This window comes from Streptomyces sp. NPDC032472 (assembly GCF_040636955.1).
Classification (GTDB): domain Bacteria; phylum Actinomycetota; class Actinomycetes; order Streptomycetales; family Streptomycetaceae; genus Streptomyces.
In genome coordinates this window covers 17392-28703 of sequence record NZ_JBEZVK010000074.1, presented here as the reverse complement: position 1 = coordinate 28703, position 11312 = coordinate 17392, and the positions used below count along the sequence as shown (strand labels likewise).

The following is an 11312-nucleotide window of genomic DNA, read 5'->3' as shown; positions in this document are numbered from 1 at the left end:
GTGAGTTCGGGGCCGGGGTCGGTGCCGCGGGTGTCGGCGAGGGTGCGGCGGGTGTGTTCGTACGCGGCGAGGGCTTCGGCGGGCCGGCCCGCCGCGCGCAGGGCACGCAACTGCTGGGCGCGCAGGGTCTCGTCGTACGGGTGCTGCTCGATCAGGGCCTCGATGTCCGGCAGCAGCCCGGCCGGGTCGGCGGAGCCGGCGCGCAGATCGGCCTCGATGCGGTCGCGCAGGGCGGCGGTGCGGTGCGCCTCGGGGGCGGAGGCGTGGGCGGTGCGGGCCGGCTCGGCCAGGTCGGCGAGGGCCGGGCCGCGCCACAGGTCGAGCGCGGTGCGGAGGGTTGCGGCGGCGCGGTCCGGATCGGCGGTGAGGTCGGCGCGGCCGGTGCGGAGCAGGCGGGTGAAGCGGTGCAGGTCCACCTCGTCGCGGTCCGCCACCGCCAGCCGGTAGCCGCCCGCCGGATCCGCCAGGACGGTGTCCCGGCCGCCCAGGGCTCGCCGCAGCCGCGCCACCAGGGCCTGCAGGGCTGCCGGGGCGTCCCGGGGCGGGTCGTCGCCCCAGACCTCGTCGACCAGGTCGGACACCCGCACGGCCGCCGGGCCGCCGGCCCGCAGCGCGAGCGCCGCCAACAGCGCGCGCAGCCGGGCCCCGCCAACGGGAACGGAAACGCCGGCCGCGTCACGAACTTCGGTGACACCGAGGATGAGATACCGCACCGGCCCCATTCTGCCGCGCCGCTCCGCGCGGGGGCGCGGGGGTTATGGCGGCGGGGCCATGCCCGTCGCAGCCGGGTTCCCCGGGGCGAATGCCGCCGGGGCCGGATTCACCCGATCTCGGCTTCGACAGCGGCTACGGAACCCGTAGTGCCGCCAGGCGTTGTGCGAACGGCACCACCTCGAAGCCGTCCGCCGGATCCACCGAGGTGATCGCCCCCGTCAGCGAGCGGGGCGCGATCGCGGCGGCGGTGTCGACGGACAGGGCAGTGTCGCGCCCGGCGGGCGCCATGAAGCGCGCCAGCTCCGCGCCGGCCCGCTCGATCCGCTGCGCCAGCCCCTCCTCGCCCCAGTCCTCCGAGGCCGCGTACACGGCGGTCGGCAGGACGAGGGCGCGCAGGTACGTGAACAGCGGCCGCAGAGCGTGTTCGGTGACCAGGGAGTGCCGGGCCGTGCCGCCGGTCGCGCCGAGGAGCACCGGTTTGCCGGTGAGGGAGTCCTTGTCGATGACGTCGAAGAACGACTTGAACAGGCCGCTGTACGACCCCGCGAACACCGGCGTCACGGCGATCAGGCCGTCCGCGGCTGCCACCGCGTCGAGCGCGGCGGCCAGTCGGGCGGGCGGGAACCCGGTGACGAAGTGCTGGGCGATCTCCGTCGCCAGGTCCCTCAGCTCGATCACCTCGGGCTCGGCGTCCACGTGGCCCAGGGTCGCGGCCGCGAGCCGGTCGGCGAGCAGGCGGGTCGAGGAGGGCGAGCTCAGGCCCGCCGATACGACGATGAGCTTCATGCCTGCGTCTTCTCCTTCAGGGTCTCCCGGTTCAGGGTCTCCCGGGCCGCCGCCACGCGGGCGGAGTGCGTCGGCGCGTCCGGCACGCCGGCCGGGCGCAGGTTCGCGAACTCCTTGCGGAGGACGGGCACGACCTCTTCGCCGAGCAGGTCGAGCTGCTCCAGGACGGTCTTCAGGGGCAGGCCCGCGTGGTCCATCAGGAACAGCTGGCGCTGGTAGTCGCCGGCGTAGTCCCGGAAGGACAGGGTGCGCTCGATGACCTGCTGCGGTGAGCCGACGGTCAGCGGTGTCTGGGCGGTGAACTCCTCCAGGGACGGGCCGTGGCCGTACACCGGCGCGTTGTCGAAGTACGGACGGAACTCGCGCACCGCGTCCTGGGAGTTCTTGCGCATGAACACCTGGCCGCCGAGCCCGACGATGGCCTGCTCGGGGGTGCCGTGGCCGTAGTGGGCGTAGCGCTGGCGGTAGAGGTTCACCATCTGCTTGGTGTGGGAGGCCGGCCAGAAGATGTTGTTGTGGAAGAAGCCGTCGCCGTAGTACGCGGCTTGCTCGGCGATCTCCGGCGAGCGGATGGAGCCGTGCCACACGAAGGGCGCGACGCCGTCCAGCGGGCGCGGGGTCGAGGTGAAGGACTGCAGCGGCGTACGGAACTTGCCCTTCCAGGTGACGACGTCCTCGTCCCACAGGCGGCGCAGCAGGGCGTAGTTCTCGATGGCGAGGTCGATGCCGTCGCGGATGTCCTTGCCGAACCAGGGGTAGACCGGGCCGGTGTTCCCGCGGCCCATCATCAGGTCCACGCGGCCGTCGGCGACGTGCTGGAGCATCGCGAAGTCCTCGGCGATCTTCACCGGGTCGTTCGTGGTGATCAGCGTCGTCGACGTGGACAGGATCAGGTTCTCGGTGCGCGCGGCGATGTAGCCGAGCATCGTCGTCGGCGAGGAGGGGACGAACGGCGGGTTGTGGTGCTCGCCGGTCGCGAAGACGTCGAGACCGACCTCCTCGGCCTTCTGCGCGATGGCGAGCATCGCCTTGATGCGCTCGTGCTCGCTGGTCGCGCGTCCGGTCGTCGGATCGGGCGTGACGTCACCGACGGTGAAGATCCCGAACTGCATGGCTCCCCTTCCGAGGTTGTTTAGAATTCAACTATACCCGGGAACGGGGGCTGCGCCCGGGGTATTCCCGCTGCAGGGGCGAGAGAGCCGCCGCGGCCGACGCCCCGGGCCCCGGGGCAGCGGTCCCGGCCGCTCTCCCACCTTCCAGTCAGTGACCTATCAGCCCCTGGCCAGCAGAAACACACCCGCGCCGGCTGTCTGTCACCTCCAGGGACGGAACCAAGCCATCGCGGTGCCGGCGCGGCGGCCTCAGCGGCGCCTCCGGGCAGGACGGCCCGGCGTACGGCGTACGCCGGAGGGCGGGCGGCGTACGGCGGAGGGCGGGGGGCGGGGGGCCTACGCGGGCTCGGGCGCGAGGAAGGCGGCCCGGTCACCGGTCACGGCGTGCCCGGCGCGGTCAGGCGGGCTGCCACAGCTCGACCCGGTTGCCCTCGGGATCGGTGACCCAGCCGAACCGGCCGACTCCGTCCATCTCCTGCGTCTCCTCGGCGACGTCCGCTCCCCTGGCGCGCAGTTGCGCGAGCATCGCGTCCAGATCACGGACCCGGAAGTTGAGCATGGTCTGCTGGGCGCGGGAGCCGAAGTAGTCGGTCTCGGACTCGAACGTCGCGAACACCGTCGGCCCGGCATTCTGCTGCCACAGGCCGTACTCATCGGCGTCCAGGCCCAGGCAATCGCGGTACCACGCGCTCAGGGCCGCCGGGTCGGCGGCCCGCAGGAAGTACCCGCCGATGCCCAGCACACGTTCCATGCCGCCATCCTGCCAGGACGGCGACCGGGACGACGGGGCGGCGCCGACACGCGCGCCCGGATGCCGTGGATCGGCGGCCGGGTCGAGGAGGATCGCGCCGCGGCCGCCGCTGCCCTTCCCACGCCGTCGGAGTCACCATGGCCCCACCCCCGGACCCACTTCCCCGAAGCCCTTCCGGGGCGTCGATCCTCCCGGTGCTGCTCACGATCGCGGTCCTGATCGTGGTGGCGGTGGGCGTCGGGTCCTGGCTGCAGTTCAGCGAGCGGCAGGCGAGCGACACGGTCCACACGGTCGGATCCTCGGCCGCCGACCGGGTGGACGTGGAGGCCGCCGTCCAACGCGTCGACGCCGCCGCCAGAGAGCTGGTGCTCCGGGTAAGGGTCACCCCGCACGGCTCCCTCGGCGACCTGGCGTTCAAGGCGCACGAGTGGCTCGCGACCAGGGACGCCAAGGTCGCGATCACCGGTGGATCGATCAGCGACTACCCGTTCGACACCTACGAGACCGGCATCGGGTTCCGGGCGCTGCTGGGCGGCAGGCAGGTACCGGTGCGACTGCTGCTCTCCGACATCGACACCCTCTTCTCGGTCTCCGCGACATCCACGCCGTCCGGGAAGGAAGCCGTCCTGGCGCTGGGGCTGGCCCGATCGGGCAGCCTGCTCGTCTTCGCCGTGTTCATGATGATCGTGATGTGGGCGCCGGCGGCGTCCGTACTCCTCGGGGCCTGGTACCTGACGACCCGCGGCAAGGGCCTGGTCCGGCCCGCCATGGCCTGGATGGCTGCCACCCTGTTCGCCCTCTCGGCGTTCCGCAACACCGCCCCCGGCACGCCACCGATCGGCTGCGTGACGGACTGGTTCGCCTTCCTGTGGGCCGAGACGGTCACCGCCCTCCGCCTGATCGCCGCGGTCATCGCCGGCGTCCGCACCGCCCTCCGCTCCGACGAGACCCACCCCGCCTGGTACTTCGGTCAGAATTGGCAGCCTGAACCGGCCGTTGTCGTCGTTCAGCGCATGGTGGGCGGCACACGTCAGCGGTGGTCCACGCCCCCCGGGCACAGGTCGAGCGGGCGCAGGTCGCCTACCTCGCTGCCCAGCTGGCGCTCGTCGTGGGGGTCTGGCACAGTCTGGCCGGCCTGGAGTCCCGGCCGAAGTAGTGCCGGCGCATCACCGTCCGCACCAACGACTCGACGATCCGACAAAACGGTCTAGAAGGGCGGCCAGTGGGAACCCGGAGGCGGGGCGGGAGAGACCCGGTTGCCGTTCCGCATGTGCAGGGGCCAGCGCTCGTCGATGACTGCAGCCGCCTCCTTGCACGCCTCGCAGGCGCTCGGCCACTGCGACATCCACAGGTGCGCTGAGGCGGTGAGGCCCTTGTGGGCCAGACCGCACAACGCCGCACCGAAACCCTCGGCGGAGTACGCGTACGCCACGTCGTACGCGTGGGCGATGCTCGCCGGGAGCTGCGGGGACTCCGCGCGCTCCCACGGTATGTGGCCGTACTGCGGCCGCGAAACCTCGCGCGGGTCGTATCCGAATTCGGTCCACGCGTAGCACCAGGGGCAGAACCAGCGTTCTTTCACCGCCACGTCCCACGTCGACGGTTCACCCGCCGGCACTCGTCGCATCTCATGGCCGCAGACATCACAGGTCACACCGCATTGTGCCTGGCCGCTGACGGCCGCAGGCTGTGGGCCGCACAAGATCCGAAAGAGATGGCCTGGTGCGGCAGTGGTGGCCGGTGGGGTGGTCGCTCCACCTGGTCGGGCCAGGCGACGGCGGGCCGGGTACCGCGAACGGCCCAGCATCGGGGCACCGGACGGGCCGTAGCCGGACGGGATGCCTAACGTCGCTGCCAAGCACATCGTTCCCGACGCATGGGAGACGCCATGTCCCGTAGAGGCCGCTGGACGGCCCGAGTCTGCGTCGGTACGGGCGTCGCCGCCCTGCTCGCCGCCGGATGCGCCCCGGCCCCGGCGCCGCAGGGGCCGGCCTCGGGAGGCAGTTCCGGGACCGGGATCGCAGTGGGCGCCTACCTCCACTACGGCTCGCCCGGCGTCGACAGGATGCAGGAGCTCTCGCGCTGGCTCGGCGGCACCGAGCTGCGCGCCGGGCACACGTACCTCCCCGGCGACACCTGGGAGAACATCGAGGGTGCCCCCGACTCGCTGCGCAGCTGGGCGCGGTGGCGCAAGGAGGGGTCGGACAGGCTGTTCGTCCTGAACGTGCCCATGCTGGAGGGCAACGAGGCCGGCGTCCCCGACGACCGGGTCGCCGAGCTGCTCCGCGCCGGTGCGCACGGCGAGTACGACGACCACTTCCGCCGGCTGGCCGAGCGCCTGGTCGACCTCGGGATACCGGACACCGTGATCGTGCTCGGCTGGGAGATGAACGGCTCCAACTACACGCACCGCTGCCGGCCCGACCCCGAGAGCTGGAAGCAGTACTGGCGGCGCATCGTGGTGGCCATGCGCTCCGTGGAGGGCGAGCGGTTCCGGTTCGACTTCGCCCCCAACCGCGGCGGCGACGCGATCGCCTGGACCACGTGCTACCCCGGGGACGACGTGGTCGACATCGTCGGCATGGACTCCTACGACCAGCCGCCCGGGGACAGCTTCGACGAGCAGGTCACCCAGCCCTACGGGCTCCAGCAGCAGGTCGACTTCGCCAAGGCACACGGCAAGCAGATCTCGTACCCGGAGTGGGGGCTCTTCCGGAACGGCGACAACCCGGACTACATGCTCCAGATGCTGGCGTGGATCGCCGAGCACAAGCCGCTCTACCAGAGCATCACCGACTACTGCCCGCACGGCGTGTGGCAGTGCGGGCAGAACCCGCGTTCCGCAGAGGTGTTCCGGGAGTTCCTGTCGGCCTCGGCAGACCGGGGCCGGCGGGCGGCTTCCCGTCACCGCCCGTGAGGACGGCACGGCGGCCGGAACTCCCGTCACCCCCGACTCAGCCGGTGTGGAGGATCCGGAAGCGGTCGGGATGCGCCGGATCCCGGTCGACGACCTGGACCGGCGCCCAAGCCCATTGCCACACGCTGATGCCCGGCGTGCGGGAGAACCTGATCCGCCCGCGGGTGCCTTCGACTGCCACGTGCGGCCAAGCTCCGGCCGTGCGCGCCCGGTCGGCGCCGCCGTCGGAACGCAGCACCTCGGCGAGGACGGCGATCGTGTCGTAGCCCTCGAAGGCGACGAAGGACGGCGCTTCGGCCAGCCGTGCGCGCAGGGCCGCCCCGACGCGTGCACCGAGCGGGCCGATGCGCTCGGGGAGGTAGCGCAGGAACGGGATCGCGGCGCCTTCGCGGCCCAGCAAGGCCGCCCATTCGGCGAACTCCGGCTGCCCGGCCGGAGCACCCATCACGATCCCGGCGAGGCGCCGGTCGCGGCGGACGGACCTGACGATCGACACCGCCGGCTCCGGATGGCCGGTCAGCAGGAGCAGGGCCGTTGCATGGCGGTCGGCGAGTTCCTCGCACAGGTCCGTGGGCGTGAGCGCGCTCAGGTCGAGCTCGGTGACGGTGCCGCCGCGTCGAGCGAGGTGGTCCCGCAGGATGCGCGTGCCGGATGCCCAGTAGACGCTCGGCTCGGCCGCCACGGCGATGCGGCGGTGCCCCGCGGCCAGCAGGAAGTCCGCGTAGATCCGCCAGCTGTGGGACTGGGCCGGGGCGAGGCGCGCGACCCGGTCCGTCGGCTGTTCGGTGAGCGCGTCGAGGACCGCCGACGAGCAGAGGAACGGCAGGCCGAGGGCGTCGGCCCTGGCGGCAGCGGCGCGAGCGACGACGCTGTGGTACTCCCCCGCCAAGGCGGCCACGCCCAGGCGGGCCAGTTCGTCGACGGCCGCCTCGGCCTTGCGGGGATCGGCCGCGGTGTCCCGGACCAGCAGCTCGAGGGGCCTGCCGGCGATCCCGCCGGCCTCGTTGACGTCGCGAACGGCCAGTTCCAGTCCGGCGAGCAGGTGCCGGCCCGCCTCGGCCCAGCCGGGGCGGGTCAACGCAACGAGAGCGCCGATCCGGACGGGCGATCCGATGGACGGTCCGAGGGAGGATCCGTCGGTCCGCTCCGGTTCGGGTGGCGAGGGGGGCGTGATCATGCCGGACATTGCATCCACCGCAATCCGCCGCCGGCAACCGATTAACGTGCGGGAAAGCCCGTACGCGGCCCTGGGTCGGCCCGGCTGCGGGCAAACCGGGCGCTGCGGGGCCGCCCGGGGATTGCGGCCCCGTGCCGGTGTCGGGTTCGTTCCGTACGCTGGCGGCATGCGCATGCGGCCTACTCTGAGCTGGACCCCCACCGAGGACCTGCCCCCGGGCACCACGGATCCGGGGCCGGTCGCCGATGCGCTGAGCACCGGCGGTGTGCTGGTGCTCAGCGGCGCGGGGATCTCCACGGAGTCGGGGATCCCCGACTACCGGGGCGAGGGCGGGAGCCTGAGCCGGCACACTCCGATGACCTACCAGGACTTCACCGGCGGCGCTCAGGCCCGGCGCAGGTACTGGGCGCGCAGTCACCTCGGCTGGCGTACGTTCGGCCGGGCCCGGCCCAACGCCGGTCACCGGGCCGTGGCCGCGTTCGAACGGCACGGGCTGCTCAAGGGCGTGATCACCCAGAACGTCGACGGCCTGCACCAGGCCGCGGGCAGCGAGGGCGTGGTGGAACTGCATGGGAGCCTGGGCCGGGTCGTCTGCCTTTCCTGCGGGGCCTTCAGCTCGCGCCGGGAACTGGCCGAGCGGCTGGGGGAGGCGAACGCGGGGTTCGAGCCGGTGGCCGCCGCCATGAACCCGGACGGCGACGCCGACCTGACCGACGAGCAGGTCGGAGACTTCCGCGTGGTGCCGTGCACGGCCTGCGGCGGCATCCTCAAACCGGACGTCGTGTTCTTCGGCGAAGCCGTTCCGCCACGACGGGTCGAGCAGTGCCGCGAACTGGTCAGGGAGGCAGCCTCCCTGATCGTCCTGGGCTCCTCGCTGACGGTGATGTCCGGACTGCGCTTCGTCCGCCAGGCAGCCGAGGCCGGAAAGCCGGTGCTGATCGTCAACCGGGACCCGACCCGCGGCGACCGGCACGCTCTCACCCGGATCGCGCTCCCGCTGGGTACGGCGCTCACCACCGTGGCCGACCTCCTGGCCATCCCCGTGGACGCGGCGTAGGTGCTCATCCGCGGGTGGCGGTGAGCGGAGCGAAGCCGATGTCGGCCCAACCGGCGCCGGCGAACAGGCCGCATGCGCACCCGATGTCGAGACCGCAGCCTCGGCCGCATCTGGCCGTGGCCGCAGAGCAGGCTCTACGAGGATCCCGAAGACGCTGGTCAGAGGGGGCCTGGCAAGCGCCGGGCGGGAGTCCGTGGGCCGTCGCCCGTACCGTCCAGGCGCACGCGCGGCGGGGGCTCAGCCGGTCTCCCCCAGCGGGCGCCGGCGCTCGCGGGATTCCGGTGCGAGCAGGACAACGGCCACTCCCGCGGCGCTGCCGGCGAGGAGGCCCATCCCGTGGTTGTTCTCCAGCAGGCACAGCACCACCCCGGCGGCCGGGACGAGGAGGGACAGCAGCCGCAGCGGCCGCGGCCGCTGTCCTCGGCCCAGGGCGCACTCGACGGCGAGGGCGCCGACCAGGCCGCAGATGCCCACCGAGTCACCGCCTCCGTGGACGCTCCATCCGGCCATGCTCACGGCCTGGGCCACGATTCCGGAGGCCAGGAAGACGGCGAGCATCAGCAGACCGCCCAGTCGGCGCTCGGCGGCCGGAGCGACGACGGCGAGCGCCGCGAGGTTGAAGCCGAGCTGGCCCCAGCCGGACGTCTGGACCAGCAGCGCGGTCACCGCCCGCCACCACTCGCCGTCGGGGACGCGTTCCAGGTGGGGCATGACGGCGGGAGCGAGGGTCTGGATCACGGCCATCGTGGCCATGAGCCCGCACAGGACCGCCGAAGCCCATGGCCTCGGCCGGCCCCAGAGGGCAGCCGCCAGCCGGACGGGAGGCGCCTGCTCGGCGCCCTTCCCGGGGCCCGTCCCCGTCCGCGTCTGCGTCCCTGTCCCGGTCCCCGCCAGGGCCACGATGAGCTGCGATCCCGGCAGGACCACCGCCGCCGCGCAGAAGTACAGAACCACAACGTGCACATTCATGATGCGTATCTTGCCGAGCGGAATGCGCCTTGGGCAGAGATCCACCTCTTGGATCCGGGCATGACAAAAGTCACCCCTTGCCGAGCGGCACGGCCCCGGGCTCGGTCACCGGGTGGCGAGCCTCCACAGCGGCGGGATGTGGCGCGCGGGGGCGGTCGTGCGCAGCAGGGCGAGCAAGGTGCGGGCCTGCGGGCCGGTCAGGCCGAGTTCCTCGACGATCCTGCGGGTGGTGGCGTACGCGATGCCCTGCGTCAGCGTCTCGCGCTCCCAGGCCGCGAAGCGCTCCAGGAGCGTCGCGGGGGTACAACCGGCCAACGTCCATGTGAGCTGGCTGAGTTCGAGGACGCGGTCCAGGGTGAGCCGGTGGACCTGGCGGGCGGTGTCGTCCAGGTGCACGGGCTGGGGCGCGTCCCGGGTTCCGCAGACTCCGTGTACGCCTCGCGCGGCCGCGACCAGCAGGGCGCCGGCTTCCGAAGGGTGCCAGTCGAACACGCCGGCCACGGCCTCGGTGTGCACGGCGCCAAGGGCGCAGGCGGGCTCGCCGAGCCTCGGCAGCAGGTCGGGCAGGGGCACCTCGTTGTCGAGGCCGGGCCCGGCGACGTACACGGTGGTGGGCAGGCCGGTGGCCGCGCAGGCGGCGACGGCGAGGGCGTCGCCCAGCGGGCTGCCAGGGTGGGCTCGTCCCCGTGGGCGACGATGTCGCCGCCGACGTCCACGAGGTCGATCCGGTCGGCCCGGCACCAGCGGGCGGCCGCCGCGATCTGGCGGGCCAGGCCGCGCGTGCCGCCGTACGGGTCCAGCAGCCCGAGCTGCGGCCGCAGTTCGCCGGACAGCCGCGGAAGCAGGGAGCCGGCCGGGGCGACGGGCACGGTCGCCGGGGTGACCAGGGCGAGGTCCGGCGCGGCCGGCCGGGTGCCGGTGAAGTCCGTGGTGCGGCGGGGGCCCGGCACGGGGTCGACGACCAGCCGCTCGCACGCGTAGGTGCAGGATCGGCGCCGGATGTACGTGCTCCAGCACCTCCTGGAGTCGACCGGACTGCGCCCCGCCCCGTACGAGCAGCTGTTCGCCACCCGCTTCGAGGACGACTTCGGCCCGCAGCTCGCCACCCTGCTGGAGCGGCGCTGGCTGCGTGAGGCGGACGGGGCGCTGGCGCTGACCCTGGAGGGCATGGCCCGGGCGGACGCCGTCGGCCTGATGTTCTTCTCCGACGGCGTGCACGCCACCATGCGCTCGTACCGGGACCGTTAGGCCCGCCGGGGTTCGAGCCGGGGCTCGGACTCGGACCCGGGGTCCGTTATCACCTCGGGCCGCGGCGGACGGCCCCGGCCGCTCGCCCAGCACCGCCACCCCGAGCACCGTCGCGACCAGCGGCTCCGTCAGGCTCAGCGTCCCCGTCGTCGCGGCGCTGAGCCGGCCGACCCCCCGGGTGAAGAGGAGGTAGCCGAGCGCGGTCGTCCCCAGGCCGAGCCAGCCGATCAGGGCCGCCGAGCGGGCCGTGGCCAGCCCCTCGGGCGCCACCAGCAGGTACGGGGAGACCAGCAGCCCCGCGCACAGCACGCTCACGGGGGCCGCCGCGCCGAGGTCCGCGCCGCGCGCCCCCAGTACCTTCGTGGCGGCGATGTAGACGCCGAAGCCGGCCCCTGCCCCCACACCGAACAGCACGCCCGGCAGATCCGCGCGGGCCCCGCTGCCGGGCAGCAGCAACAGACCGATCCCGACCACGGCGCAGCCGGTCCCCCACAGCCACCGCCGCGTCAGCCGCTCGCCGGAGAGCCCCCGGACGCACAGGCCGCCGATCACGGGCACGGTCCCGAAGGCGAAGGCCGTGG

Annotated in this window: 11 protein-coding genes and 2 pseudogenes; 4 read left to right on the top strand and 9 right to left on the bottom strand. The window is 73.3% G+C overall.

Features of this window, described 5'->3' with window-relative positions; genetic code table 11:
* The 4 genes from AB0F11_RS31985 to AB0F11_RS31970 all read right to left on the bottom strand — a co-directional run.
* The coding region (locus AB0F11_RS31985) for a BTAD domain-containing putative transcriptional regulator (protein ID WP_362181299.1) at positions 1 to 713 on the bottom strand (713 nt) is incomplete at its 3' end.
* 133 nt (positions 714 to 846) lie between these two features.
* A complete protein-coding gene (locus AB0F11_RS31980; protein WP_362181296.1) occupies positions 847 to 1500 on the bottom strand; it encodes a CE1759 family FMN reductase in 654 nt (217 codons plus the stop codon).
* The gene (locus tag AB0F11_RS31975; protein WP_362181293.1) at positions 1497 to 2612 is read right to left on the bottom strand and encodes an LLM class flavin-dependent oxidoreductase; all 1116 of its coding nucleotides are present in this window, start codon (positions 2610 to 2612) and stop codon (positions 1497 to 1499) included. The genes AB0F11_RS31980 and AB0F11_RS31975 overlap by 4 nt, the downstream gene beginning before the upstream one ends.
* Before the next feature lie 397 nt (positions 2613 to 3009).
* Entirely contained in the window at positions 3010 to 3363 is a 354-nt protein-coding gene (locus tag AB0F11_RS31970) for a VOC family protein (protein ID WP_362181290.1), read from the bottom strand.
* Between the two features lie 194 nt (positions 3364 to 3557).
* Between AB0F11_RS31970 and AB0F11_RS31965 the strand changes: the two genes are divergently transcribed.
* On the top strand, positions 3558 to 4574 hold the full coding sequence (locus AB0F11_RS31965; RefSeq protein ID WP_362181287.1) for a DUF4436 family protein: 1017 nt from the start codon (positions 3558 to 3560) through the stop codon (positions 4572 to 4574).
* Here the strand turns inward: AB0F11_RS31965 and AB0F11_RS31960 are convergent.
* Complete coding sequence (locus tag AB0F11_RS31960; protein WP_362181284.1) at positions 4571 to 4945, bottom strand: hypothetical protein; 375 nt, start codon at positions 4943 to 4945, stop codon at positions 4571 to 4573. The genes AB0F11_RS31965 and AB0F11_RS31960 overlap by 4 nt on opposite strands.
* 306 nt (positions 4946 to 5251) lie before the next feature.
* Here AB0F11_RS31960 and AB0F11_RS31955 point away from each other — a divergent pair, with 306 nt between their 5' ends.
* Entirely contained in the window at positions 5252 to 6280 is a 1029-nt protein-coding gene (locus AB0F11_RS31955) for a glycosyl hydrolase (RefSeq protein ID WP_362181282.1), read from the top strand.
* 37 nt (positions 6281 to 6317) lie between these two features.
* Here AB0F11_RS31955 and AB0F11_RS31950 read toward each other — a convergent pair whose 3' ends face one another.
* A complete protein-coding gene (locus tag AB0F11_RS31950; protein WP_362181280.1) occupies positions 6318 to 7457 on the bottom strand; it encodes an ABC transporter substrate-binding protein in 1140 nt (379 codons plus the stop codon).
* A 166-nt stretch (positions 7458 to 7623) separates the two neighbouring features.
* Here AB0F11_RS31950 and AB0F11_RS31945 point away from each other — a divergent pair, with 166 nt between their 5' ends.
* On the top strand, positions 7624 to 8514 hold the full coding sequence (locus tag AB0F11_RS31945; protein WP_362181278.1) for an NAD-dependent protein deacetylase: 891 nt from the start codon (positions 7624 to 7626) through the stop codon (positions 8512 to 8514).
* Between the two features lie 237 nt (positions 8515 to 8751).
* Here the strand turns inward: AB0F11_RS31945 and AB0F11_RS31940 are convergent, their stop codons facing one another.
* Positions 8752 to 9483 (bottom strand): rhomboid family intramembrane serine protease, encoded by a 732-nt coding sequence (locus AB0F11_RS31940; RefSeq protein WP_362181275.1) that lies wholly within the window; start codon positions 9481 to 9483, stop codon positions 8752 to 8754.
* Positions 9484 to 9588: 105 nt separating this feature from the next.
* A pseudogene (locus tag AB0F11_RS31935) lies at positions 9589 to 10433 on the bottom strand (DUF1152 domain-containing protein).
* Between the two features lie 49 nt (positions 10434 to 10482).
* On the opposite strand from AB0F11_RS31935, the gene AB0F11_RS31930 reads away from it, so the two are divergent.
* On the top strand, positions 10483 to 10731 hold the full coding sequence (locus tag AB0F11_RS31930) for a hypothetical protein (RefSeq protein ID WP_362181273.1): 249 nt from the start codon (positions 10483 to 10485) through the stop codon (positions 10729 to 10731).
* 78 nt (positions 10732 to 10809) lie between these two features.
* Here AB0F11_RS31930 and AB0F11_RS31925 read toward each other — a convergent pair.
* Positions 10810 to 11145: pseudogene (locus AB0F11_RS31925) on the bottom strand (EamA family transporter); the annotation flags it as partial.
* Positions 11146 to 11312: the final 167 nt, after the last annotated feature.

Excerpts from the sequence above, each read along its gene's own strand:
- AB0F11_RS31980 (WP_362181296.1), bottom strand. The coding sequence starts at position 1,500 with ATGAAGCTCATCGTCGTATCGGCGGGCCTGAGCTCGCCCTCCTCGACC.
- AB0F11_RS31975 (WP_362181293.1), bottom strand. The coding sequence starts at position 2,612 with ATGCAGTTCGGGATCTTCACCGTCGGTGACGTCACGCCCGATCCGACG.
- AB0F11_RS31970 (WP_362181290.1), bottom strand. The coding sequence starts at position 3,363 with ATGGAACGTGTGCTGGGCATCGGCGGGTACTTCCTGCGGGCCGCCGAC.
- AB0F11_RS31955 (WP_362181282.1), top strand. The coding sequence starts at position 5,252 with ATGTCCCGTAGAGGCCGCTGGACGGCCCGAGTCTGCGTCGGTACGGGC.
- AB0F11_RS31950 (WP_362181280.1), bottom strand. The coding sequence starts at position 7,457 with ATGATCACGCCCCCCTCGCCACCCGAACCGGAGCGGACCGACGGATCC.
- AB0F11_RS31945 (WP_362181278.1), top strand. The coding sequence starts at position 7,624 with ATGCGCATGCGGCCTACTCTGAGCTGGACCCCCACCGAGGACCTGCCC.
- AB0F11_RS31940 (WP_362181275.1), bottom strand. The coding sequence starts at position 9,483 with ATGAATGTGCACGTTGTGGTTCTGTACTTCTGCGCGGCGGCGGTGGTC.
- AB0F11_RS31930 (WP_362181273.1), top strand. The coding sequence starts at position 10,483 with ATGTACGTGCTCCAGCACCTCCTGGAGTCGACCGGACTGCGCCCCGCC.